Source organism: Caballeronia glebae, from assembly GCF_001545035.1.
In the GTDB taxonomy this organism is placed as follows: Bacteria; Pseudomonadota; Gammaproteobacteria; order Burkholderiales; family Burkholderiaceae; genus Caballeronia; species Caballeronia glebae.
On record NZ_FCOJ02000007.1, the window covers coordinates 60,870 to 85,215 of the forward strand.

General features: G+C 64.3%; 20 protein-coding genes and 1 pseudogene. 8 read left to right on the plus strand and 13 right to left on the minus strand.

From position 1 onward, the window contains the following. Positions 1-18: 18 nt before the first annotated feature. The 4 genes from AWB82_RS06780 to AWB82_RS06795 are packed head-to-tail and all read left to right on the plus strand — an operon-like array spanning position 19 to position 4,832. Positions 19-1,914, plus strand: coding sequence for a TRAP transporter large permease (locus AWB82_RS06780; protein WP_086966387.1), 1,896 nt, complete (start codon positions 19-21; stop codon positions 1,912-1,914). Between the two features lie 19 nt (positions 1,915-1,933). Beyond that, complete coding sequence (locus AWB82_RS06785; protein WP_086966388.1) at positions 1,934-2,995, plus strand: LacI family DNA-binding transcriptional regulator; 1,062 nt, start codon at positions 1,934-1,936, stop codon at positions 2,993-2,995. Beyond that, positions 2,992-3,999, plus strand: a complete 1,008-nt coding sequence (locus AWB82_RS06790; protein WP_086966389.1) for an NAD(P)-dependent oxidoreductase — start codon at positions 2,992-2,994, stop codon at positions 3,997-3,999. Before AWB82_RS06785 ends, AWB82_RS06790 begins: the two co-directional genes overlap by 4 nt. Then, a complete protein-coding gene (locus AWB82_RS06795; RefSeq protein WP_086966390.1) occupies positions 3,996-4,832 on the plus strand; it encodes an amidohydrolase family protein in 837 nt (278 codons plus the stop codon). Before AWB82_RS06790 ends, AWB82_RS06795 begins: the two co-directional genes overlap by 4 nt. On the opposite strand, the gene AWB82_RS06800 is transcribed toward AWB82_RS06795, so the two are convergent. Next, positions 4,807-5,796: a D-2-hydroxyacid dehydrogenase family protein gene (locus tag AWB82_RS06800; RefSeq protein ID WP_086966391.1), complete on the minus strand. Its 990-nt coding sequence runs from the start codon at positions 5,794-5,796 to the stop codon at positions 4,807-4,809. The genes AWB82_RS06795 and AWB82_RS06800 overlap by 26 nt on opposite strands. 5 nt (positions 5,797-5,801) lie before the next feature. After that, the gene (locus tag AWB82_RS06805) at positions 5,802-7,190 is read right to left on the minus strand and encodes an MFS transporter (RefSeq protein ID WP_086966392.1); all 1,389 of its coding nucleotides are present in this window, start codon (positions 7,188-7,190) and stop codon (positions 5,802-5,804) included. A 233-nt stretch (positions 7,191-7,423) separates the two neighbouring features. On the opposite strand from AWB82_RS06805, the gene AWB82_RS06810 reads away from it, so the two are divergent. Continuing rightward, positions 7,424-8,176: an alpha/beta fold hydrolase gene (locus tag AWB82_RS06810; protein WP_086966393.1), complete on the plus strand. Its 753-nt coding sequence runs from the start codon at positions 7,424-7,426 to the stop codon at positions 8,174-8,176. A gap of 14 nt (positions 8,177-8,190) precedes the next feature. On the opposite strand, the gene AWB82_RS06815 is transcribed toward AWB82_RS06810, so the two are convergent. From AWB82_RS06815 to AWB82_RS06840, 6 genes are read right to left on the minus strand one after another with little or no spacing between them, the layout of a single operon-like run. After that, the gene (locus AWB82_RS06815) at positions 8,191-9,126 is read right to left on the minus strand and encodes a hydroxymethylglutaryl-CoA lyase (protein ID WP_086966394.1); all 936 of its coding nucleotides are present in this window, start codon (positions 9,124-9,126) and stop codon (positions 8,191-8,193) included. A 12-nt stretch (positions 9,127-9,138) separates the two neighbouring features. Then, positions 9,139-10,500: an MFS transporter gene (locus AWB82_RS06820; RefSeq protein ID WP_086966395.1), complete on the minus strand. Its 1,362-nt coding sequence runs from the start codon at positions 10,498-10,500 to the stop codon at positions 9,139-9,141. A 51-nt stretch (positions 10,501-10,551) separates the two neighbouring features. After that, positions 10,552-11,364, minus strand: coding sequence for an enoyl-CoA hydratase-related protein (locus tag AWB82_RS06825; RefSeq protein WP_086966396.1), 813 nt, complete (start codon positions 11,362-11,364; stop codon positions 10,552-10,554). Next, positions 11,361-12,530 (minus strand): CaiB/BaiF CoA transferase family protein, encoded by a 1,170-nt coding sequence (locus AWB82_RS06830; protein ID WP_086966397.1) that lies wholly within the window; start codon positions 12,528-12,530, stop codon positions 11,361-11,363. Before AWB82_RS06830 ends, AWB82_RS06825 begins: the two co-directional genes overlap by 4 nt. Continuing rightward, positions 12,527-14,260, minus strand: a complete 1,734-nt coding sequence (locus AWB82_RS06835) for a hydantoinase B/oxoprolinase family protein (protein ID WP_086966494.1) — start codon at positions 14,258-14,260, stop codon at positions 12,527-12,529. The genes AWB82_RS06830 and AWB82_RS06835 overlap by 4 nt, the downstream gene beginning before the upstream one ends. Before the next feature lie 4 nt (positions 14,261-14,264). Beyond that, positions 14,265-16,310, minus strand: a complete 2,046-nt coding sequence (locus AWB82_RS06840) for a hydantoinase/oxoprolinase family protein (protein ID WP_086966398.1) — start codon at positions 16,308-16,310, stop codon at positions 14,265-14,267. A gap of 185 nt (positions 16,311-16,495) precedes the next feature. Here AWB82_RS06840 and AWB82_RS06845 point away from each other — a divergent pair, with 185 nt between their 5' ends. Together AWB82_RS06845 and AWB82_RS06850 are read left to right on the plus strand one after the other, a co-directional pair. Continuing rightward, positions 16,496-17,446: a LysR family transcriptional regulator gene (locus AWB82_RS06845; RefSeq protein WP_086966399.1), complete on the plus strand. Its 951-nt coding sequence runs from the start codon at positions 16,496-16,498 to the stop codon at positions 17,444-17,446. Between the two features lie 33 nt (positions 17,447-17,479). After that, complete coding sequence (locus AWB82_RS06850) at positions 17,480-18,229, plus strand: hypothetical protein (RefSeq protein ID WP_235023202.1); 750 nt, start codon at positions 17,480-17,482, stop codon at positions 18,227-18,229. A gap of 19 nt (positions 18,230-18,248) precedes the next feature. Here AWB82_RS06850 and AWB82_RS38210 read toward each other — a convergent pair. The 5 genes and pseudogenes from AWB82_RS38210 to AWB82_RS06870 all read right to left on the minus strand — a co-directional run. Next, a pseudogene (locus tag AWB82_RS38210) lies at positions 18,249-18,360 on the minus strand (ABC transporter substrate-binding protein); the annotation flags it as partial. A gap of 20 nt (positions 18,361-18,380) precedes the next feature. Continuing rightward, the gene (locus AWB82_RS06855) at positions 18,381-19,556 is read right to left on the minus strand and encodes a Gfo/Idh/MocA family protein (protein WP_086966400.1); all 1,176 of its coding nucleotides are present in this window, start codon (positions 19,554-19,556) and stop codon (positions 18,381-18,383) included. Beyond that, on the minus strand, positions 19,556-20,881 hold the full coding sequence (locus AWB82_RS06860) for a Rieske 2Fe-2S domain-containing protein (RefSeq protein WP_086966401.1): 1,326 nt from the start codon (positions 20,879-20,881) through the stop codon (positions 19,556-19,558). Before AWB82_RS06860 ends, AWB82_RS06855 begins: the two co-directional genes overlap by 1 nt. Positions 20,882-20,919: 38 nt before the next feature. After that, positions 20,920-21,882 (minus strand): PDR/VanB family oxidoreductase, encoded by a 963-nt coding sequence (locus AWB82_RS06865; RefSeq protein WP_086966402.1) that lies wholly within the window; start codon positions 21,880-21,882, stop codon positions 20,920-20,922. 198 nt (positions 21,883-22,080) lie between these two features. Beyond that, on the minus strand, positions 22,081-23,433 hold the full coding sequence (locus AWB82_RS06870; RefSeq protein WP_086966403.1) for an MFS transporter: 1,353 nt from the start codon (positions 23,431-23,433) through the stop codon (positions 22,081-22,083). Between the two features lie 235 nt (positions 23,434-23,668). Here AWB82_RS06870 and AWB82_RS06875 point away from each other — a divergent pair, with 235 nt between their 5' ends. Beyond that, entirely contained in the window at positions 23,669-24,256 is a 588-nt protein-coding gene (locus tag AWB82_RS06875; protein ID WP_086966404.1) for a MarR family winged helix-turn-helix transcriptional regulator, read from the plus strand. The last annotated feature ends 90 nt before the right edge of the window (positions 24,257-24,346 follow it).

Consider the following 24,346-nt stretch of genomic DNA (forward strand, 5'->3'; position numbering starts at 1 on the left):
GCCAAAGAGGCCGCCATCATGACCACTTTCTCCGCGACGCCCGGACCGGAGGCGCAACTCGCCGCGCCCGGCTTCGGCCATGAGACCGTGCTCGCGCGCGGCCTCGCGCGCCTCATGCACTGGATCGAATACTTCTGCGCGGCCGTCCTCGCGGCCGATGTGATCGTGGTGTTCCTCTCCGTGATCTACCGCTATTTTCTGCACGATCCGTTCGACTGGGCCGAGGAAGTCGCAGGCGCGCTGATGATCGTGCTGGTGTTCTTCGGCGCGGCCACCGTGCTCGGACGCAGCCAGCACGTCGGCGTCGATTTGTTTCGCGGCATGTTGCCGAGGCGCTGGCAACCCGCGCTCGTGCATGTCGGGCATTGGGTGGTCGCGGGCGTCGCGGGCAATCTGTGCGTGTCGTCGTGTCTCCTGCTCGTCGATTCTTATGGCCAGATGACGCCGAGCGGCCTGCCCGCCTGGATCAACGTGTATCCGCTCGTGATCGGCGGCATGTTCATGACGGTCTTCGCGCTCGCCAACGCGCTGAACGGCGCGCGCAAGACAGTGCTCGGCACCTTCGCCGGCTGCGTGCTGCTCGCGGCGGCCGTGTTCGCGTGGAACGCGTTCGTGCCGGCTCACGCGCTCAAGCCCGGCTTTCTGCTGATGGCCGGCTTCATCGGCGGACTCGTGCTCGGCGTGCCGATCGGCTTCGTGCTCGCGTTCTCGGCCCTGCTCTACTTCCTCGCCGAACCTACCCTGCCGATGCTCGTCTACTCGCAGCAAGTGATGGCCGGCACCGACCACTTCGTACTGCTCGCCATTCCGTTCTTCGTGCTGGCGGGCTTGCTGATGGAAACCAACGGCATGTCGTCGCGCCTGATCGAACTGCTGCTGCGCATCTTCGGCCGCGTGCGCGGCGGACTCGGCCTCATCACGATCATGGCGACGGCGTTCTTCTCCGGCGTGTCCGGTTCCAAGCTCGCGGATATCGCGGCGGTCGGCGGCGTCGTCATGCCCGCCGTGCGCCAGAGCAAGGAAGATCCCAACGAGGCGGCGGCGCTGCTCGCCTGCAGCGCCGTGATGGCGGAAACCATTCCGCCGTGCGTGAACATGATCATCATGGGCTTCGTCGCGAATATTTCGATTGCGGGGCTGTTTCTCGCGGGCGTCGTGCCGGCGGCGGTGCTGGCGGCGGCGCTCGCGATCGTCGCGGTGATTTTCGGCCGACGCATCAATCTTGCCGATGCGCTCACGAATCCGCGAGCATGGCTGCCGCTCGCCGGCGGCGCGCTGGTCGCGCTCGTCATGATCACGATGATCGGCAAAGGCGTGACCTCGGGCATCGCGACATCGACGGAAGTGTCGGCGTTCGCCGTGGTCTATGCGTTGATCGTCGGATGGCTCGCGTTTCGCGAACTCACGCCGAAGTCGGTCGCGCGCGTGTTCGTGCGTTCGGCGTCGATGGCAAGCAGCATTCTGTTCATCGTGGCGGCGGCCTCCAGCGTGTCGTTCGCGCTGACCATCGAGCAGATTCCCGCGCTCGTGTCCGATTCGATGATCGCCTTCGCGCATCAGTACGGCCCGACGATGTTCCTGCTGCTGTCCGTGCTCATCATGATCGTGTTCGGCGCGGTGCTGGAAGGCGCGCCCGCGCTCATCATCTTCGGGCCGCTGCTCACGCCGATCGCGACGCAGCTCGGCATCAACCCGCTGCACTTCGGCACGGTGATCGTCGTCGCGATGGGCCTGGGCCTCTTTGCGCCGCCGGTCGGACTCGGGCTCTTCGCGACCTGCGCCATCACCGGCACGGAAATGAAAGCCGTCGCGCGTCCTATGCTCAAATATCTGCTGGTGCTTTTTATCGCACTGGTGGCGCTGATTCTGGTGCCGTCGTTTTCGTTGTGGTTGCCGACCCGGCTCGGCCTGTAGCCCGCAGAAGTCAAACCTTATGAGCACCATTCAAGATGTCGCCCGCGAGGCCGGTGTGTCCGTGAGCACGGTATCCAACGTGCTGAACGGCCGCACCGACCAGATGCGCCAGGAAACGCTCGCGCGCGTGCAGGCGGCGATGAACGCGCTGCAATACCGGCCGAGCACGCTCGCGCGTCAGTTGAAGACGGGGCAGACGCCACTGATCGGACTGCTCGTGCCGTCGATCGCCAATCCGATGTACGGCTATATCGCGCGCGAAGTCGAAACCTGTGCGCAGGAGCGATACGGCTATCGCGTGATGATCGGCAACACGTATCGCGATCCGGCGAAGGAGGCGTCGTTCTTCGAGGATCTGCTGTCGCAAGGCGTGCGGCGCGTGATCGTGATCTCGTCGCTCGCGAACGAACGGCATCTGGAAACCGCCGTCGAACGCGGCATGGTCGTCGTGAGCTACGACCGCCGCGCGACCGAAGGCGAAGCGACGCGCGTCGAGCACGTCACGCCGGACAACTTCGAAGCGGCGCGCATCGCGACGCGGCATCTGATCGCGCACGGCCACACGCGGCTCGCCTTCGCCACGCTGACCGGCGTGACGATGAGCCGGCGCGACAAGATCGACGGCTTTCTTTCCGCCGCGAACGAGGCCGGTCTCGCGCAGACGGCGCGCGTGCTCGACAGCGGCACGGTGAACGAATACGGCGATTCGATGATCGCCGAAAACGGCCGCGCGCTCGCGCGTCTGCTCGCGAAGGACGACGCGCGCCCGACGGGCATCGTCGCCGTGAACGATCTGATGGCGCTCGGCCTGATGGCCGGGATGCGCGAGTGCGGGTTGCGCGTGCCGGAAGACGTGTCGATCGTCGGCATGGACGGGCATTTTCTTGCGGCGATCTCGAACCCCGCGCTCACGACCGTGCAGCTTCCCGTGCCCGCCATGGCCGCCGCGATGGTCGAGCGCGCGATGCGTCCGCACGACGAACCCATGCCTGCATCGGAGCAGGCGCTGTTCACGGATATCACGCTGGTGGAGCGCGAGTCGGTCGCCGCGCCCGCGAAACAAATCAGGACGAGGACATGAACAAGGTATTCGTGAGTCATCCCCGGCACATGCTGGATCATTACTTCGGCGCACGCGCATCGGCTGCGCTCGCGGCGTTCGCGGACGTCGCATACAACGCCGAAGATCGCGAGCTGACGACAGCCGAACTCGCCGACGCCGCGCGCGATGCCGACGTCTTCATCGCGTACCGGCAAACGCCCGCGCCGCGCGCATTGTTCGAGGCGCTGCCGAAACTCGCGGCGTTCGTGCGCTGCGCGGTGGATATCCGCACCGTCGATGTCGATGCCGCCAGCGAGCTCGGCGTGCTCGTCACGCAGACGAGCGCGGGCTTCGTGCCGTCCGTGTCGGAGTGGGTGATCGGCGCGATGCTCGATCTCGCGCGCGGCACGACTGCGTATGCAGAGGCTTATCATCGCCATGAAGCGCCCGCGCCGATCATGGGCCGCGAGCTGCGCGGCAGCACGTTCGGCGTGATCGGCTACGGGCAAATTTCGCGCTATCTGTGCGATCTCGCGCTGGCATTCGGCATGCGCGTCGTCGTGTCCGATCCATACGCGACGATCGACGATACGCGCCTTCATCGAACCGGTCTCGACGACTTGCTCGCGCAGTCGGATTTCGTCGTGTGTCTCGCGCCCGCCAATGCGCAGACGGCGAATCTCATGAACGCGCGCGCCTTCTCCGCGATGAAGCGCGGCGCGTACTTCATCAACGCCGCTCGCGGCGAACTCGTCGACGACGACGCATTGCTGGCCGCGCTGGATCGCGGTCATCTCGCGGGATGCGCGCTCGATGTCGGACGCGCGGCGGATCAGATGCCTGCGCCGGCGCTCGCGGCGCATCCGCGCGTCATCGCGGCGCCGCATGTCGGCGGGCTGACGCCGGGCGCGATCGAGCATCAGTCGATGGAAACGGTCGCGCAAACGCGAGCGCTGTTCGACGGCCTCGTGCCCGCGGGCGCGGTGAACGCGGCGCACGCGTTCCGTCTCGTCGGTTTCGACATGCAGGCGGACGCGCGATGAACGTCGAAGGCGCTTGCGACTGCCACATTCACGTCTACGACGAAGGCTATCCGCTCGCGAAGACCGCGACGTTCGCGCCGCCGCCCGCGCCCGCATCGGCGTATCGGGAGGTGCAGCGCGCGCTGGGCTTTTCGCGGGCGATCGTCGTGCAGCCGACAGGCTATGGCTTCGACAACCGCTGCACGCTCGCGGCCATCGCGCAACTGGGCGACGGCGCGCGCGGCATTGCGGTCGTCGCGCCGGATATCGGCGATGACGAACTGCAGCGCCTGCACGATGCCGGTATTCGCGGCGTGCGCTTCATGATGCTGCCAGGCGGCGTGCTGCCGTGGGACGAACTCGCGGACATGTCGGCGCGCATTGCACCGCTCGGCTGGAATATCGACCTTCAACTCGACGGTCACACGCTGCCGCAGCACGAACCGATGCTCGCGCGCCTGCGGTCGAATCTCGTCATCGATCATCTCGGCAAGTTTCTCGCGCCGGTCACGTCGCAAAGCGAAGGATTCGCGTCGCTGTGCCGCCTGCTCGACGGGCCGCGTTGCTGGATCAAGCTGTCCGCGCCGTATGAAAGCTCGCGCACCGGCGCGCCGGATTTCGACGACGTGTCCTGGATCGTGCGCACGTTGTCGGCGCGTTTTCCCGAGCGCGGCGTGTGGGCGTCGAACTGGCCGCACCCGAACGTCACGCCCGTGCCGGACGACGCGCGCATGCTCGAATGGACTATGCGACTCGTAGAGAGCGAAGCGATTCGCAGCAAGATACTCGTCGATAATCCCGCGGAGTTGTATGGGTTCCAGGAACCCGCTATGCGACTCCGCCGATGTAGCTGATCTCGCGTTTCTCGGACGTCAGCACACGAATCGGCTTGCCCGCGATCCAAGCTCGAATGTTCTCGACCGACTCGCCGTAGTAGATCCGATAAGACGCATCGGTTACGTAACCGATGTGCGATGTCGCGATCACGTTATCGAGCGACCGGAACGGATGATCCGCAGGCAACGGCTCCTGACCGAAAACATCGAGCGCTGCGCCCGCGATTCGCTTCTCGGTCAACGCATCGATAAGCGCTCGCTCATTGACGATCGGTCCGCGTGCAGTGTTCACGAGCAGCGCGTGCCGTTGCATCATCCTCAGTTCCTTCTCGCCGATCAAGTCGCGCGTGCGGTCCGATAGCCGCACGTGAATCGAAAGAATATCGCTCGATGCAAGCAATTCTTCCTTCGACACGTAGAGCGCGCCGCACTTTGCGGCGGACTCGTGCGTCATGTTCTGGCTCCATGCGATCGTGCGCATGCCGAAAGCCTGGGCGACGCGTGCAGTCGCGCCGCCGGTGTAGCCCAGTCCTAGCAGTCCGATGGTTTTGCCATGCAGGTCGCCGCCCACCGATACCTGCCAGCCTCCCTTTCTGAACGATGCAACTTCGCTCGGGATGTGTCGCGTCGCGGCGAGAATGAGCGCCCAGGCGAGTTCCGCCGCGGCCGTCGGCGACGATGCGGTCCCGGTAACGGTAATGCCGAATTCATCGGCCGCTTCGATATCGATGGCTGCGTTCCACGGCCCCGTGCTTGCCAGCAACTTCAGATTCGGCAAACGCGAAAGAACACTGTGCGTGAACCATGTGCGCTCGCGCATCACGCAAAGGACGTCGTAGGGTTGCAGACGTTCGACCAGTTCGTTCTCGTCGCGGATGTGGTCTGTGAAGACAGTGATGTCGGCGTGTTCGCGCAAGCTGTTCCAGTCTCCGAAGCGAAGCGCAGTGTTCTGGAAATCATCGAGAATGGCAATGTTATGCATAAGTCTCACTCTGTCCCTGTTGTCAGTGCGGAACGCGCCTGCGCTTCGGTATGACGCCTGAAGCCAAGCAGCATTACCAGAATGCCCGCCACGAGTATTGCCGTCATCACGTAAAGGCCGCTGACGAGCGTTCCCGTCGCGGTCTTCAGCCATCCGATAACGAACGGACTGCAAAAGCCGCTGAGCAAGCCGATGCAATTGACGAAAGCGATGCTTGTCGCCGCCGCCGGCGATCCGTTCAGATAGTCCGCTGCGAGGGACCAGATCAACACGTTGGTCGCGAAGATGCCAACGCAGGCCACCGTCAACAACGCGACGGTCAACGCGGGCGAGTTGGTCGGACGCGAAACCAGCAACAAGGCGACAGCGCCGATGAAACCCGCGATCGCCGCATGCCACCGGCGTTCGAGCATTCGATCCGAGCTTCGGCTTATCGCGATCATGCCGATAGCGCCCATTCCGTACGGTATGACGGAAAGCCATCCGAGCAGCGAAAGATTCGTAATGCCCGAGTCTTTCATGACAGTCGGAAGCCAGAACGTCACTGAATAGGTTCCGCAGACAAAGGCAAAGTCGATGAACGCGAGCATATAGACTTTCGGGTCCGCGAGCGCCTCGGCAAGTTTCGCGTGACCGTGTTGCCCGGCTCGACGCTTTCGTTCCGTCTCGACATCGAAGCCCTGGCGAAGCACGCCCTTCTCCGCTTCGGTGAGCCATTTGGCCTTTTCGATGTTGTCGTCCAGCAGCATGAGCGTGACCAGACCGAGCACGACCGCCGGCAACGCCTCGACGATATAAAGCCATTGCCATCCGGCGAGATTGGCGACGTGCGCGAGACTCGTCATCGCCCATCCCGAGACCGGTCCGCCGACAAGACCCGCGACCGGAAATCCGACCATGAAGCACGCGATAATCACACCGCGCCGTCTTTCCGGAAACCATGAGCTCAGATAGAAGATCACGCCGGGAAAGAAGCCTGCTTCGAACACGCCCAGCAGCAGACGCACGATATAGAACTGCGTGACGTTCGTGACGAACGCGGAGCAGGCCCCGACGATTCCCCAGCAGATCATGATGCGCGCGATCGTTTTCTTCGCGCCCATGCGCCTGAGCAGCATTGCGCTCGGCACTTCGAGCAGACAGTAGGAGAGAAAGAAGATTCCGGCGCCCAGACCATAGACGCTGTCGCTGAAACCGAGCGCGTCCTGCATCTGCAGCTTCGCAAAGCCGACATTGATTCGATCCAGAAACGCGACGACGTAGCACACGAAAAGCAACGGCACGATCCGAAGCGTGACGCGCCAATAGAGCGCTCGCTCATGCGCGTCTGCGGTCGAAGTAGCGTGCGAAGAATCGGCTGACGCCGGATCGGATTCCAGAACGGACGGGTTCACTCGCGCTCTCCAAGATTGACGGCGTGGGACATGATTCGAGCAATTGAGCCAGTCTAGGAAACATCGGCGGATGAAGATATTGAAAAGATCAGATCAGGTGAGATGCGCGAGTTATATCGGTGATAACCAGTAAGTAGCGATGTTCGCGGCACGTGCAATTGGTTGCATGGCGGCTTCATCTCTGAGACGATTTGCCCACTCAACAATGTACGCACATCGATCAGGAGACCGACTTGAAAAGCAGCCCACAGAACGACACGCGGTTCAATTTCGTGCTGATTCACGGCGCCTGGCATGGCGGCTGGGCCTGGCGCTTCGTGGCGGATGAATTGATCGCGCGTGGACATCGCGTCGTTGCGCCGACCATGACCGGACTCGGCGAGCGCCATCATCTGATTGCATCGGTCACGTCGCTCGACGTGAACATCGCCGATATCGTCAATGTCATCGAGGCGGAGGAATTGAGCGAGGTCGTGCTGGTCGGCCACAGCTACGGTGGACTCGTCGCGTCAGGCGTCGCCGACCGTATCGCGCACACACTGCGCACGATCGTCTTCCTCGACAGCCTGCTCGCGCAAAGCGGCCAATCCGCGTTCGATGTGCTGCCCGCAAGCGTCGTCGATGAGCGCATGGCATCGGTGGGGGCAAGCGGCCAGGCAATTGCGATGCCCGTCAACGACCTGAAGGGCACCGGCATTCCGGACGATCATCCGCAAGCGCAATGGGTCCGCCGGCGACTCACGCCGCATCCGCTCGCGACCTACACCACGCCGCTCAAGCTCGAATCGCCGCTCGGCAACGGGCTGCTTTGCACTTACGTGCACTGCGCGAATCCTTCATACGACACGCTCGCGCCCGTGCGCGAGCATGTCCGGTCGCAACGCCCGGAATGGGGCTGGGAGAGCATCGACACAGGCCATGACGCGATGGTGCTCGCACCCGAGCTACTCGTCGATCTGCTGGAACGGCTCGCGGCGGCAGCTTGAGCCGCTAACCGAAGTCACGCCGCGACGGCCTCCGGAGCGGCGAAGGTCGCCGGCAATCCAGCGCGCGCGATCGCGCCCGTGAACGGCTCGCCCGGCAGCCACACGGCGATCGTCTCCCGAATCGCCAGCAGCTTGCCGATATCGATGCCCGTGCGCAGGCCCTGCGCTTCGAGCATGAACACGGTGTCCTCGGTATTGATGTTGCCGGTCGCGTTGGGCGCGAACGGACAGCCGCCGAGTCCGCCGAGCGATGCATCGAATGCGCGCACGCCCGCATCGAGCGCGGCCATGACGTTGGCGAGTCCCAGGCCGCGCGTATCGTGAAAGTGACAGGCGACGGGCACCGCCCCCGCGAGCGCCACGACCTGCCGCATGAGCGCACGCACCTGCGCGGGATTCGCGTAGCCGACCGTATCGGCGATCGTGATCTCCTGCGCGCCGGCTTCGATGAGCGTCTCGACGAGTCCGAGCACCGTGCGTTCGTCGACCTTGCCCGCGATCGTGCAGCCGAACGCGGTCGCCACGCCCGCGCCGAGCACGACATCGCGGCCCAGTTCGTCGCGCGCCGCCGCGATGCGTGCGAAGTCCTCGACCGATTCCGCCGTGCTGCGCCGCACGTTCTTCAGGTTGTGCTCGTTGCTCGCGGACAGCACGTAATGCACCTTGTTCAGCCCCACATCGAATGCGCGTTGCGCGCCCTTCAGGTTGGGCACCAGCGCCGCCGCGTGAAGACCGGCGATCGCGAGCGCGCCTGTCGCGACCTCGGCCGCGTCCGCGAATTGCGGCACGACTTTCGGCGGCACGAACGACGTCACTTCGATATCGATCACGCCCGCATCGACCATGCGCGCGCACCATTCGAGCTTCTGCTCGCTCGCGAGGATCGTGTGCACCATCTGCAAGCCATCGCGCAAGCCAACTTCGCGAATCTGCACGTCTCTTTCGTTCATGTCTGCTCCGGTTCAGATCGTCGCGTCCGCGACTGCATCGCTGCCTTCATTCGTATGTCCCGCCGCGATCGGCGCCGCCGAAGTCGACGGCGCCAGCACCACGGCGGCGATCGCGCCGAGCACCATCAGCAGCGCGATCGCGCCGAGTCCGCCCGTCATGCTGTTCGTCATGGTCTTGATCGAGCCGATGATCATCGGGCTCACGAAGCCGCCGAGCAGGCCCACGCAATTGATCAGCGCGACGCCGCCCGCCGCGCCGCTGCCGCGAATGTAATCGGTCGAGATCGCCCAGATCAGCGGATTGGGCGCGAGAATGCCCGCCGTCGCCACCGACAATGCCGCGAGCGACAGCGCGAGGTTGCCCGTCGTGAACCCCGCGACGACGAGGCCGGCCGCGCCGAACATCATCGCGATCGCGCAGTGCCAGCGCCGCTCCATCGTGCGATCCGAATGACGGTTCAGCGCGATCAACGCGATCCAGCTCACGAAGTACGGGATCGCCGAATAGCAGCCGATCTGCAACGCGCTCGACACGCCCGCGCTCTTGATGAGCGTCGGCAGCCAGAAGCCGATCGCGAACACGCCGGCGATCTGCGTGAACCACACGAAACCCATCACGTAGACGCGAAAATCCTTCAGCGCACGGCCGAACGTGTGCTCTGCGTGCCTGGTCGAGACGCTCGAACTCCTGCGGATGTCGTCGAGCACGATCGCCTTCTCGCTCTCGGTGAGCCACTTCGCCTGCTGCGGGCCGTCATCGAGAAAGAAGAACGCGATCACGCCGAGCACGCTCGCGGGCAGACCCTGCACGATGAACATCCACTGCCAGCCGTGCAGGCCGAAATAGCCGTTGAAGTACGTCATCAGCGCGCCCGACAGCGGCCCGCCGAACAGGCCCGCGATGCCCGTCGCGCAGGTGAAGATGGCGATCACCTTCGCGCGCCGCTCGACCGGATACCAGCGCGTGAGATAGAAGATCACGCCCGGATAAAGCCCCGCCTCCGCGAGTCCGAGAAAGAAGCGCACGGTGTAGAGATGCGAAGGCAGCGTGACGAACGCCGTGCCCGCCGCGATCAAACCCCACAGGATCATGATGCGCGAGAACGTGCGCTTTACGCCGATGCGCGCGAGCAGCAGATTGCTTGGCACTTCCATCAGCACGTAGCCGAGAAAGAAGATGCCCGCGCCGATGCTGTAGGTGAAATCGCTGAAGCCCACGTCGTGCTTCATGTCGAGCTGCGCAATGCCGATGTTGATGCGATCGAGAAACGCGAACACGTAGCACAGGAACAGGAACGGGATGAGCCTGCGCGTGATCTTGCCGTAGGTCGCTTCGGCCGTGGGCCTGTCGAAGCTGCCGAGGTCGGGTGTCATGTCTGTCTCCTCCGGTGAATCCGGTTTTCGGGTCGGCCGTGCCGTTATGGTCTAACGGCCTTTGAATCGCGGTGAGCGTTTCTCGTTGTAGGCGCTGATGCCTTCGAGACGATCCTCGGTCGGAATCAGCCGGTTGTACGCTTCGATTTCCAGATAGAGCCCGGTGCGCAGATCGCCCTGCATGCCGAGGTCGATCGCCTTCTTCGCCTGCGCGACCGAAAGCGGCGCACTCGTGCAGATGTCCCGCGCGGCGTCGATGGCGTCGGCAAGCACACGACCCGGCTCGCACAGCCGGTTGACGACGCCCCACGCGAGCGCTTCCTGCGCCGTGAACTTTCCGCCGCGCAGGATCAACTCCTTCGCCCGCCGCGCGCCGATCGCGCGCGGCAGTTGCTGCGTTCCGCCGCCACCCGGCATGATGCCGCGCTTCACTTCGGTGAAGCCGAACGTCGCGTGGCTTGCGGCATAGGCGAAGTCGCAGGCGAGCAGCAGTTCGAGTCCGCCCGCGACCGCCGCGCCGTTGGCCGCGCAAATGACCGGCACCGGGCAATACGTGAGCGCGCGGTTCATGCGCTCGAACAAATAGTGCTGCACGCCGAACTGTTCGTCGGTCATGCCTTCGCGCTGCTTGAGGTCCGCGCCGCCGCAGAACGCGCGCTCGCCTGCGCCCGTCAGGATCACGCAGCGATACAGCGCGGGGTTCGCTTCGAGCGCGCCGAATACGCGGATGATCTCCTCTCCCGTCGTCGTGCTGATCGCGTTCGAGACTTCCGGACGGTTCAGTTTGACGATGAGAATTTGTTCGTCGATTTCTTCGAGCGTCAGCGTGTCGAACGCGCCGACCAGTTGCGATGCAAGTTTCACGATGTCTCCAGTGGTGTCTTCGTCAACAGATGATTGTGTTCGCCGAGCTTCGGCGTGACGCCCGTGCGCGCGGGCCGCGCGCCGCCGAACGAAATCGGCACGCCGACGACCGTCGCCGCGCCGTCGTCGGTGGTGCGCAGCAGATCGAGCGCCTTGGTCTGCTCGTGCTCGACGACCTGATCGATCGTCTGAATCGGTCCGCACGGAATGCCGGCCTTATCGAGCGCATCGAGCCAGTGCGCGGTGCCGTGCTTGCGGAACTCGACGTGCAGCAAGTCGATCAGCGCGACGCGATTGGTAACGCGCGCGCCGTTGGTGACGAAGCGCGCGTCGTCGGCGAGCGCGGCGCTATCGAGCACGCTGCACAGGCGGCGGAACAGGCGGTCGTTGCCCGCGGCGACCATGACGGTGCCGTCCGCGCATTCGAAGGCCTGATGCGGCACGATCGCGGCCGTCCCCGATCCCCAGCGCCCCGGCAGCACGCCGGACGCCAGATAGTCGGCGATCTGGATGCCCGCCCAGCTGATCGCGGTCTCGTATAGCGACACGGATACGATCTCGCCCGCGCCCGTCGCCTGGCGTCTGAAGAGCGCGGCGAGCACGCCGATCGCGGCCCATAGTCCCGTGCCCATGTCGTTCACCGACACCGGAATACGCGACAGCGGCTCGCCCGGCTGGCCGAGAAAGCTCATGAGACCCGAGAGCGCCTGCACGAGCGGATCGTAGCCCGGCTTGTCGCGCAGCGGCCCCGCCGTGCCGAACGCGCCGAGATTGCAGTAGACGAGCGACGGCTTCATGCGCAGCATCGCCTCGCCGCCGAGACCGTATTTCTCCGTCCCGCCCGCCTTCAGGTTCTGCAGCACGACATCGGCGCGGCGCGCGATCAGCTCGCGCAACGCCTGCGCTTCGTCCGGGTTCGACAGCGACATCGCGATGCTCTGCTTGCCGTGATTCACCGCATGAAACAGCGCGGCCGCTCCATCGACGAAGGGCGGGCCCCAGTCGCGCGCGTAGTCGCCGTGTTCCGCGCTTTCGATCTTGATGACGTCCGCGCCGAGCGACCCGAGAATCATGCCCGCATACGGCGCGGCGAGACTGTGGCCGATCTCGACCACGCACACGCCAGCGAGCGGCAGGGGCTGGTTCATGGCTTCGTTCGCGCTCATTCGGCGGTGACTTCGAGCGGTGCGTCGGCGGTTTCCCGCGTGCGACCGTAGCGTTGCGCAGCCGCGTCCGCGCTGATGTAGCCATCGGCGACATCGGCATCGACGCGCGCCTGTTCGCGTTCGCGCGGATCGCCGTAGCCGCCGCTGCCGGCAGGCTGCACTGTCACGCGATCGCCTCGATACACGACCGTCTGCCCGCCCTTCGCGGCGACCTCGTGCTCGCTGCCGTCCGCGCGTTCGACGACGCACAGAAAGCGCGTCCCTGCCTCGCCGCCGAAGTGGCCTTCGGGCGCCGAACGTCCGCGTTCGCCGGACACGGTGAACGTGGCCTCGTCGTAATCGACGCGATATACGCGCCGCGATGTCAACCCGCCGCGCTGACGGCCCGCGCCGCCACTGTCGGTGACGAGCGACCATTCCTCGACCATCAGCGGCGAAGTCGCTTCGATCATCTCGATCGACTGACTGCCCGCGTTGCCCACGTAGACGCGCACGCCGCTCACGCCGTCCTTGGCCGCGCGCGCGCCCATGCCGCCCGCGTGAACGTCGTGCATGGTGACGAATTCCTGGCCGGTACGGGAGACTCGCGCCGCATCGGTATCGCGTCCGCTGAAAATGCCCGCGCACGACGCGCAGTTGCTTTGTCCGGTGATGCGCTCGGGCACCGCGGGCGCGAGCGCCTTGAGCAGCAGATCGATCACGCGCGGCGAAGTCTCTGTGTTGCCCGACACCACCGACGCCGGATAGCGGCAGTTCAGCACGCTGCCCTCGGGCGCGATGATCGTCACCGGCCGGTAGCAACCCTGGTTAGTCGGAATGCCCGGATCGGTCAGCGCCTTCACCGTGAACCACGTGCTGTTGCACGTCACCGAAAGCGGACAGTTGATGCCGCCGCGCGCCTGCGGCCCGGTGCCGGTGTAGTCGAAAGTGATGTGATCGCCCGTCTTGGTGATCTTCACCTTGAGCAGCGGACGCTCCTGTTTCCAGCCCGGCGCCTCGATCGGATCGAGATACTCCTGCGCTTCGTAGACGCCATCCGGAATGCGCGCGATCTCCGCGCGAATCAGCTTTTCCGAGTGATCGAGGCTCTGGCTCATCACGTCGCGCAGCGCATCGGCGCCGTACTTCGCCACCAGTTCGCCGATGCGCCGGTCGCCGACGAACGTGCCCGCGTATTGCGCCTGGATGTCGAGCAGCAGTTCGTGCGCGTTGCGGCTGTTTCTCGTGAGCAGGTTGATCATGTCCGGCACCGGCTCGTCGTTGCGATACAGAAACACCGGCGGAATGCGGATGCCTTCGGCAAAAACGTCCCACGTCGTGACGGTATAGCTGCCCGGCGACTGTCCGCCGATGTCGGTCCAGTGGCCGCGCGTCATCACGAACGCGACGATCCGGCCGCCCGCGAACACCGGCCGCGTGAACTGCACGTCCGGCTGATGATTGCCGCCGCCCACGTAGGCGTCGTTGCTGACGATCACGTCGCCGGGGCGCAGGTTGTCGCGCCCGACCGCTTCCACCGACACGCGCGTCGAGATGACGGCCGAGCCGAGCATCGTCGGAATGTCGTTGCCTTGCGCGACGAGCTGCATGTCGGCGTCGAAAATGGCCGCCGACGAATCGCCGCTCGCGTGCATGAGCGGGCTGCCGGCGGTGCGCATCATCGCGATCTTCATTTCACGGGCGATCGCGAAGAGACTGCTGCGGATGATTTCGTAAGTGACGATGTCCATGAATTCAGGCTGCCAGTTCGATGACGAGATTGAGATCGGGATCGACGCGCGCGACATGCGACGCCTTCAGCACCGCGCAACTGCTGTGCTCTTCGATGACCGCCGGCCCGACGATAGTCGCGCCGACCGGAATCTGCGTGCGCGCGAACACCGGCAGCGTGCGCGCGTGGCCGTCGAAATACACTTCGCGGGTGCGCACCGGCTGCGGCAGCGCGCCGCCGTCGGCGCTCGCGACCGAGCCGCGCCAGCCGGTCGTCGTCACGAGTTGCAGCCGCACGTTGGCGACCACCACGGGCTTGTCCTTGCTGATGAAGTTCCATTGCCGCAGATGCGCATCCTCGAAGGCCTGCGCGAGCGCGGCGCGAATGCCCTGTGCGTCGGCCTGCACTTCGACGGTGATCACGTCGGGCTGGCCGGCATAGCGGCAATCGGCGAGACGCACGACCTTCACGCCCTGCGCTTCGACACCGTGACGTTCCAGCTCCTCCATGCCTTGCGCGGCCAGTTCGTCGAGCGCGGCGTGCAGGGTCGCGTCGTCGATCATCGCGAGATCGCTCTCAAGCGGACGCTGATAGTCGTATTGCTGGTCCGCGACCGTCATGCCGAACGCGCTGAAAAGACCCGGCAGCGGCGGAATCACCACGCGCCGGATGCCCATTTCATGCGCGAGATCGACCGCGTGCACCGGCCCCGCGCCGCCGTAGCAGATGTAGGAGAACTCACGCGGATCGTAGCCGCGCTCCACCGTCATGATGCGGATGGCCTGCGCCATCAATGCGTTCGCGACCGAGCGCACGACTTGCGCGGCTTCGGGCACGGAGACGCCGAGCGGCTGCGCGATGACTTCGTCGACGACGCGCCATGCGGCCTGCGCATCGAGCTTGAATTCGCCACCGAGGAAGCTGTCCGGATCGATATAGCCGAGCACCAGATTGCAGTCCGTGACGGTCGGCGCCGTGCCGCCTCGCCCGTAACATGCCGGCCCGGGATCGGCGCCCGCGCTCTCCGGTCCGATGCGCACGCCGCCGCCCGCGTCGATCCACACGATCGAGCCGCCGCCCGCGCCGACCGAATCGATGTCGATGCTGGGCGAGCGCACGGTGTAGGTGTGCAGCAGGCTCTTGTTGCGCAGTTCGGGGCGCGAGTCGCGGATCAGCGAGACGTCGAAGGTCGTGCCGCCCATATCGCCGAGGATCGCGTTCTTCAGTTCGCTCTTCTCGCAATTGCGGATCGCCGCCGAGACGCCGCCCGCCGGCCCGGATTCGAGCAGCACGATCGGCTTGTCCGCGACCATCGCCGGACTCGCGAGCCCGCCGTTCGACTGCATGAAGAGAAACTTGCCCGCGAAGCCGTGCTGCGCCAGCGCGCCGATGAGCCGGCCGATGTACCGCCCGCAGACCGGGCCGAGCATCGCGTTGATGACGGTCGAACTCGCGCGCTCGTATTCCATCGATTCGGGATTCACTTCGTGCGACGCGCACACGAAGCGCTCCGGCAACAGGCGGCGCAGCGTATCGACGGCTTCGCGTTCGTGCTGCGGATTAACGTGCGCGTGCAGGAAGCACACGGCGACGGCCTCGATATCCGACGCGCGGATCTGTTCGGCGAGCGCTTCGAGCTGCGCGTGATCGAGCGGCGTTTCGATGCTGCCGTCATGGCGCATGCGCTCGTTCACTTCGAGCCGCCAGCGGCGCTCGACGAGCGGTCGCGGATTGTCGAACAGCAGATCGTAGAGATCGGCGCGGTCGTGACGCGACACGCGCCGGAGTTCGAGGATGTCGCGAAAGCCGCGCGTGGTGACGAGCGCGGTCCTGGCTCCAGTGCCTTCGACGACCATGTTGGTCGCCATCGTCGTGCCGTGGCCGATGAACGACACGTCGGCGCTATTGGTGCCCGACAATTCGAGAATCTTGCGAAAGCCTTCAATGGTGCCGATGACGCGATCCTTCGGCGTCGTCGGCACCTTGGTCGACCAGATGCGCCCTTCTTCGTCGTCCACCATCACGACATCGGTGAAGGTGCCGCCGACATCGAGTCCGATTCTTTTCAATTTGCGTCTCTCCTGTGAATGCGTGATTTCTGCTTCGCTTGCCGAGGCCGCGTGTGTTCCGGCATGATCGAGCCGCGCCGTCGAGCGCCCGGCTGTGATGAACGTCGACCGAACCAGTTTAAAGAGGCATCGGCGCGGCCAGATAATGAAACCTTCCGATCAGGTGAGACGTTGGAGTTATATCGGTGATAACCAGTATCGATGCGATATTGAGGCGGCTGCGCGGCAACCACGTCGCGCTTTTGATCGCGCTGGACGACCACGGGTCGCTGCGCAAGGCGGCGCAGCAGGTGTCGCTCTCGCAGCCCGCGACGACCAAGTCGCTGCGCGAAATCGAGGCGATGTTCGGCACGGAACTGTTCGCGCGCTCGCCGCGCGGCATCGTGCCGAACGAACTCGGACGCTGCGTGATTCGTCATGCGCGCGCAGTGCGCTCCGAGATCGGCGCGCTGCGCGACGAGCTTGCGGCCATCATGCGCGGCGGCGGCGGCATGCTCGCCATCGGCGCCGTGATGGGCTCGATGCCCGAGTGGCTCGCGCCCATCCTGCGCGCGTTGCGGCAAGTGCAGCCGGACGTGTCCGTCGAGGTCTGGGAGGACAACAGCGCGCGCCTGCTATCGATGCTCGATCAGCGTCTGCTCGATCTCGTCATCGGGCGGCCGAGCATCAGCGTCCATCCGGAAGCTTACGATTTCATTCCCCTTGAGGTGGAGGAAGTGTGTCTGGTGGTGGACGGCGCCGATCCGCTGGCGAGCGCGCAGCGCCTGACGCTCGAAGAGCTTGCGGACAATCCGTGGATCGTGCCGCAAGCCGCCCTGCCAATGCGCTCGCTGCTCGAACAGCTTTTCGACGACGCCGACGTGCCCTTTCCGCGTTACGCCATCGAGACGTCTTCGACGTTCGCGACGTTGTCGTTGCTGCGAGCCAGCGCGGGGACCGTCGCGCTCATGCCGCTGAAAGTCGCGCAGTACTTTCAGGCGCACGCAATGATGGCGGTGCTGCCGATTCGGATAGAACGACGCGGCGCGCCATACGGCATCGCAACGCGGCGCGGCGCCACGGCGACGGCGCCGGTACAGAAGTTCATCGAGTTATGCAAAGAGAAGCGCGACGAGCAGCTTCGGCGCGGTGACTAGACGCCGAAGAAGGGCTGAGCCTGAATCGATACAATGACCCAGATGAATTCCTCTTCGACAGCATCGATGCGAGACACGCTAACTTCTTTTTTCTGGAGCGGCGATGCCATCCGCAGTCGTTGCGTAAGTGACACCGTTTTATCGGGCATGCTCGACGTGCCGGCGCCCTCCGCGCGCCTGCTCGCGGATTGGCAAAGAGAGACATCGTCGCGACTCGATCTGGAACCCGGGGATGTCGAGGAAATGCCTCTGGCGCGGGCGCGCGTGCGCTGGCCGGACTACAGGCGCTGCGTGCAGGCAGTTTCCGACTGGACGTGTGCGCTTGGAATCACCCCTGCCGTATTTGCCTCCAGCGACGTGGCGCTCATGGCCTGTCGTGGCGCGAGATACCATCACGACGCCGCACAATATGGCGGTGCGGCCTTTTGCAATCTCTTCCTAAGCGAGGACAAGGGTCTGGACGTGCATTTTCCCACAACGGGACATCGCATTCCCCTCACACGAGGAACCGCTGTGATATTCGATACTGCCCAGCCTCATGGCGTCATTCAGCGCCACAGCGACAGTTTCAGCGCGGCCGACTTCGCGCCGGATCGGGATTGCGTTCAGATATTCCTGACCTGGGAACTTCCTATCGAAGACGTCCATGTCGGGCGAGCACTTGAGGTGGTCTTCGACGTCGCCCGTTCAGCCGCACCGCGACTGGATGAAGAACAAGTCTGGTTGAACGGCGCACCCGCCGCTGTGCGGCCAGAAACCGGTCGCTGGTATCAGGTTGACTAGTCGCCGGGGCTTATGCCGTCGGGTCCAGCAGCATGAAGAGCGTATCCACACCGTCGATCTGCACTTCACCGTCGACCAGCGGCCGCACGCTCGTAGTTGCCTGCCGCGACCGACAGATCGAGCTTGCCAATATTCAGCATTCCTTTGTGATTTACGTTTCGCCGCCGACGAGCACATCGCGCTGTTGCGCGCTCGAACGCAGGATCGCGAGGCAGATTTCCAGCGTGCCGCGCGCCCATGCGCCATCGTGCAGCGGAGCAACGTCGCCGTGCACGGCCGCGATGAGTTCGTCGATGACTTCGGCGCGTGGAACCGCCGGCGCTTCGAGTTCGATGCATTCGCGCCGTTCATTTCCGTACACGACGATGCCGTCCGCCATCGGCCGCAAATCGCCGCGCTCGCACGATACGATCAGCGGACCGAAGTGCTGGTGCCTTCGCACGACGGGTGCTTTCGAGGCAGGCGTGTATGCGTTTCCACCGTAGGTTCCAGCGGCCTTGAGCCGTGCCTCTTCTTCTCCCGACGCAACGTGAGACAGCCTTCGACGGGCAGCGCCATACTCGTCGGCGCTGCGCGGCTGACCCATCTCGCCGATCCACCCGGTCCACTCGTCGGAATCGAAATGCGCATAGCCATTGTATGAAAGCGTCGCGAACGCGCCGTTTTCGAACCACAGCGTGGCGGTGTACGCGCCTTCGGTAGGACGCGCCGCATCCCAGTTGCCGACCGCGGCGCGGATGCGCGTCGCGCGGCTTCCCGCCAGCATCCGCACGATATCCACCTGATGCGCCGCCTGACTGAACACCGCGCCGCCGCCCTCTTCGGTCTTCAGTTCCTCGGGCCGGCGCGGCCGGTACAGATAGTCGGTGTAGTTGAGCGCGTGGATCATCTTTACGTCGCCGAACGCGCCTGACGCAATCAGTTCGCGCGTACGCAGATACGGCGTATCGAAGCTGTGGCAGTGCCCCACGATCAGATACACGTTCGCGTCGCGGCATGCGTCGATCATGTCGTCGCATTCGGCGAGCGACAGCGCCATCGGCTTTTCGACGAGCACATGCTTGCCGTGCGAAGCCGCGATCCGCGTATGCGCCGCATGAAACTGATGCGGGCTCGCGATATAGATCGCATCGATGTCCGGCCTGCGCGCGAGCGCGTCGATGTCGGGATAAGCCGGCGCATCGAAGTCGGCTTCGAATTGCGTGCGCGCCGTCTCGCGAGGATCGCAGGCCGCGACGAGTTGCACGCGAGTATCGGCGAGAAACGTCGGCAGCATCAGCGAGAATGCGCGGCCCAGTCCCGCGATGCCGAGTCGAATTTTCTCCATCAGACCTGAACCTGATAGTTCGAATCGAGTTCCGGCGCAGTCGCTTCAGAAGGCTCGACCCACACTGGCTGCGCGGCGTACTGCTTCCAGTCGGTATCTTTCGGCACCATCGCCTGGAAAGAGCACACGCTGCGCGCAATCGCCTTGTCGCCGGTGCCGATCGCCCCTTCGCCCGACTGGAACTCCGTCAGCGCATCGAGCATGCGGCGGCGGAATTCGACGACCGCCACATCGCTCGCGCCGAGCCGCTCCTCGGTGCGATCGGCAACCGTACCCATCGTGACCCACATTGCGATGTCCTGATTCGGAAAGCCCTTGATGCCGGTGAAGTTGCCCGCCTTCATGGCTTCGCGATCCTGCCAGAAGCGGTTGTCGTGATTGCGCAGCGGCCGGTAGAACGCATCGAGATCGATGCCGACCTGCTGACCGAGAAACTTGCGCCACGTTTCGGTCTCCGGCGTCTTGGCGGGATGTCCCCATGCCATGAAGTAGAACGCGGTGCTGGTGTCGTCGCACGGCACGTTGATGTTGGCGACGTTGTACAGGTTGTTCGGCGGAATCAGCGCGGTGGCCGGCGCGACGAACACGGTCGAGCGCACGTAGTCGTGGGTGGCGGCGTTTTGTATCGGGCGGCGCAGCGCGGCATAGCGGAAGCCATAACTCGTGCGATGCACCTGCAGGCGAGGCGCCTTGTCCGTCGACGGACGCAGCCAGTTCTTCGATGTCGCTTCCGCGCCGCCAACGCGCGCCGGCACGAAGTCCGACGAGTGCAGACTCGAACTGTGCGCCGAATCGATCGCGCCTTCGAGAATCTGCGCCCAGTTGCACGGCAGGATCGCCTTCGCAATGCTCACGCGCGTATCTTCGGATGGCGCCCACGCGGGCGGTACGAACTCGGGAATCGCGTCCTGCGGGCCCATGTACGCCCATACGAATCCGCCCCATTCCTTGGTTTCATAGGCCTTGTGCTTCACCTTCTTCGTCATGTCGCTGCACGAAGGCTCGGAGACCATCTCGATGACGTTGCCCTTCACGTCCATCTTCCATCCGTGATAGAGGCAGCGCAGGCCGCAATCCTCGTTGCGCCCATACACGAGCGACACGCGCCGATGCGGGCAATACTCGTCCATCACGCCGACGTTGCCGTCGGTGTCGCGGAATACGACGAGGTCTTCCCCGAACACGCGCGCCTTGACGGGCGCGCCGTCCGGCTCGCTGACTTCCTCGATGAGGCACACGGGCGTCCAGTGACGGCGCATCAGTTGGCCCATCGGGGCATCGCCTTCGACACGGCACAGCAATTCGTTCTCTTCATGCGTGAGCATTTGCGCTTCTCCTGACCAACGTATTCAATGGGGAAATTTCAGAGGTCCAGCACGAGTTCTTCGCTCTTCGCACGCGACACGCAGATCATGATCTGGTCACGCTTCTCGTCTTCGCCGAGCACCATGTCGCGATGGTCCGCCTCGCCTGCGCACAGCGTCGTGCGGCACGATCCGCATGTACCGCTCTCGCATGAGCTCGGTGCGCGGATGCCGTTGTCGCGCAGAATTTCGAGAATCGAGCGGTCCTTAGGAATATCGAACGAGCGGCCCGAGCGCTCAAGCTTCACGCTGAACGGCGTGTTCTCTGCGGCGCGCGACTGGTCCACGCCGAAGCTTTCGAAATGCACGCTGCCCGTCGGCCAGTGGCCGGTCATGTCGCGCACGCCGTCCATCAGCGCGCGCGGGCCGCAGCAGTAGACGTGCGCGCCACTGCCGGACTTTTCGAAGACCGGCCAGAAATCGAACGCGTTGGCGAGGTCGCCGTGATCGTGATGAATGACCACATTCGGCTTCCACTCCGCGCTCGACAGTTCATCGATGAATGCCGTCGTCTCGGGGCTGCGCGAGACGTAATAGAGCTTGAAGCGCGGGCCGGCGGTGGTCTTGAGGTGACGCATCATCGACAGAATCGGCGTGATGCCGATGCCGCCCGCGACGAACACGAAGCTGCGCGCGCGTTCGCTCAGGCAGAACTCGTTGCGTGGCTCGGAGACGTCGATACGGTCGCCCTGCGCCACGTCGCCCGTCATGCTCATCGAGCCGCCGCGGCCCGCCGGGTCGCGCTTGACGGCGATCACGTAGCGGTCAGTTTCGTCCGGGTCATTGCAGAGCGAGTAGTTGCGATTCGCGCCGCTCGGCACGCGCACCGTCAGATGCGCGCCGGCCGTGAAAGGCGGCAGCTCGCGTCCTGCCTCATCGCGCAATTCGAAACAGAAGATGCCTTCCGCCACCTGATCCTTCTTCGTCACCACGAGCGTCCTGAATGACAGTTCGTCGTTCATTGCACCTGCTCCCCTTCTCGTCATCTCACTCGATCGTGCATGTCTCAGCGTCGATCACCATGCCGTTTATATTAGATATCTAATCATTTATAAGCAAGCGGGTTTTCCCTGAAGTGCTTCGATGAGCGCCGTCGATGCCGCACATAAAAAACGGCGCCTCCATGACGAAGGCGCCGTCCCTGCTGCGAGAACCGATGGTTAAGAGTGCTCCTCCGCGTGCTCGCGCAGTGTGTTGGCCGGCACGCCGATCAGCACGGCGAGGCCGCCGAGCATCACGATGGCGGCGATCGCGGACAGACCGATCGCGAGACTGCCCGTCATCGTCTTGATCCAGCCGAGCGCGATCGGCCCGCAAAACGCGCCCACCTGCCCCAGACTGCTGATCGCGCCGATGCCCGCTGCGGCGGCGTCATCGGAGAGATACGCGGGCGGAATCGACCAGATGATGGCCGCCGCCCCGAAGTACGAGATGGAGATCATGCCCAGACAAATGATGGCCGCCGCCGTGTTGCCCGACAGCACGGGCAGCAGAAAGCCGCCCAGCGCGCCGACCGCGGTACACAGGAAGAAGTGCCAGCGCCGTTCCAGCCTCACGTCGGAACTGCGCGCGACCGCGAACATGCCGAGCGCACCGATGATGTACGGCAGCGCCGACAGCAGGCCCACGTTGAGCACGTCCGACACGCCCGCCTGACGGATGATGGTCGGCGTCCAGTAGTTGAGGATCGTGCCGCACAAGGGCACCGTTCCCCAGCCCGCCGCGAGGACATATACGCGCGGGTCCTTCAGCGCGACCAGAAGCTGGTGACGCGTGTGCTTCGCCGGCTTCTTTTCGGCGCGGTCGGCGGCGAGGGCATCGAGGATGATTCTCTTCTGCTCGTCGTCGAGCCAGCGCGCCTCCTGCGGGCGATCGACGAGATAGAAGAACGCGACGACGCCCATCACGAGCGCGGGAATGCCTTCGAGGAAAAATAGCCACTGCCAGTTCTTGTAGCCGAGCACATCGACGAAGTTATGCAAGATCCAGCCCGACAACGGACCGCCGATGATGCCCGCCGCGGCAATCGCCAACAGAAAGCGCGACGTGATGCGCGCGCGCCGCGCGCCCGGATACCAGTACGTCAGATACAGGATGATGCCGGGCCAGAAACCCGCCTCGGCCGCGCCGAGCAGGATTCGCGCGACATAGAACTGCGTCGGCGTGGTCATGAACGCCATTGCGGTGGAAATGCCGCCCCACAGGATCATGATGCGCGAGATCGTCAGGCGCGCGCCGATCTTCTTGAGCCACAGCGTGCTCGGCACTTCCAGCAAGATATAGCCGATGAAAAACAGGCTCACGCCGAGGCCATATGCGGCATCCGACAAGCCGAGATCCTGCTTCAGATGAAACTGCGCGAAGCTGACGTTCACGCGGTCCAGATAGTTCAGCACCCAGCAGACGAAGATGAACGACATCAGCCGCCAGGTGACCTTGTGATACGTGGCCTCGACGCGCGCTGCCGCCGCGTCCGACTCCGATAAGAATTGCGTGACTGTGGATTTGGCCACCAAACGTCTCCGATTCCCGTGCTCATGAGGACGATGCGCCAGCGCGTGCGAGTTCGACCGCAGGCCTTGGGCATCAGATTTTTATTCGATATCTAATCATAATGGTAGAGAGGCGGCGAGACGCGAACAAGCTCGGGTTTGCACCGAGACGCATGTCCGGCCGCCGGGCAGCAGGACGACCGACCCACCGGCTATCATGTCGGGGAAAGAATCGCTCTACGGAAAAGACACTGTCATGACACGAAAAAAGACTGTGGAAAGTGCGCCGCGAGAAACCGCGGAAATGCTGCGCCACTGGCACGAATCCGTGCCGAACGACCGTCTCGCGCACCTCGTCAAGGACGCCACCCGTTCAATGGTCCGTGCATTGCAGATGCGGCTGGCGGAGCATGCGGTGTCGTTCGGACATTGGACGTTCCTGCGTATCCTGTGGGAATCCGACGGCCTCACGCAGCGCGAACTGAGCGAGCAGGCGGGCGTGATGGCGCCCACCACGTTCGCCGCCGTGACTGCGATGGAAAAGCTCGGTCTGGTCGAGCGTCAGCAGCGTCCCGAGAACAAAAAGAACACGCACGTGTATCTGACCGCCGAGGGCCGCGCGCTGAAAGACAAGCTCGTGCCGCTTGCGGAGGAAGTCAACGACATCAGCGTGACGGGCCTGAGCGAACGCGACATCAAAGTCGCGCGCAAAGTGCTACTCACGATCATTGAAAATCTGGCCGACGACGAGTCCGGCTCGACGAATCCCATGAGACGCGTGCTGTCGACTCGCGAACTTGGCAAGTTGATTTCCGAGCGGGGGGAGAGTCTGGAAGACGCTTGAGCGGCTGAATTCAAGCGAGGTTCACGAGGTGGCCACGGGGCTCGTCGGGGAGCTTATGGCAATCCATGACAAGCCGCCTTTCTGCCCCGA

Bases quoted from the DNA above. Each gene is read 5' to 3' on its own strand.
- AWB82_RS06780 (WP_086966387.1), top strand. From the start codon at position 19: ATGACCACTTTCTCCGCGACGCCCGGACCGGAGGCGCAACTCGCCGCG.
- AWB82_RS06785 (WP_086966388.1), top strand. From the start codon at position 1,934: ATGAGCACCATTCAAGATGTCGCCCGCGAGGCCGGTGTGTCCGTGAGC.
- AWB82_RS06790 (WP_086966389.1), top strand. From the start codon at position 2,992: ATGAACAAGGTATTCGTGAGTCATCCCCGGCACATGCTGGATCATTAC.
- AWB82_RS06795 (WP_086966390.1), top strand. From the start codon at position 3,996: ATGAACGTCGAAGGCGCTTGCGACTGCCACATTCACGTCTACGACGAA.
- AWB82_RS06800 (WP_086966391.1), bottom strand. From the start codon at position 5,796: ATGCATAACATTGCCATTCTCGATGATTTCCAGAACACTGCGCTTCGC.
- AWB82_RS06815 (WP_086966394.1), bottom strand. From the start codon at position 9,126: ATGAACGAAAGAGACGTGCAGATTCGCGAAGTTGGCTTGCGCGATGGC.
- AWB82_RS06820 (WP_086966395.1), bottom strand. From the start codon at position 10,500: ATGACACCCGACCTCGGCAGCTTCGACAGGCCCACGGCCGAAGCGACC.
- AWB82_RS06830 (WP_086966397.1), bottom strand. From the start codon at position 12,530: ATGAGCGCGAACGAAGCCATGAACCAGCCCCTGCCGCTCGCTGGCGTG.
- AWB82_RS06835 (WP_086966494.1), bottom strand. From the start codon at position 14,260: ATGGACATCGTCACTTACGAAATCATCCGCAGCAGTCTCTTCGCGATC.
- AWB82_RS06850 (WP_235023202.1), top strand. From the start codon at position 17,480: ATGACCCAGATGAATTCCTCTTCGACAGCATCGATGCGAGACACGCTA.
- AWB82_RS06855 (WP_086966400.1), bottom strand. From the start codon at position 19,556: ATGGAGAAAATTCGACTCGGCATCGCGGGACTGGGCCGCGCATTCTCG.
- AWB82_RS06860 (WP_086966401.1), bottom strand. From the start codon at position 20,881: ATGCTCACGCATGAAGAGAACGAATTGCTGTGCCGTGTCGAAGGCGAT.
- AWB82_RS06865 (WP_086966402.1), bottom strand. From the start codon at position 21,882: ATGAACGACGAACTGTCATTCAGGACGCTCGTGGTGACGAAGAAGGAT.
- AWB82_RS06875 (WP_086966404.1), top strand. From the start codon at position 23,669: ATGACACGAAAAAAGACTGTGGAAAGTGCGCCGCGAGAAACCGCGGAA.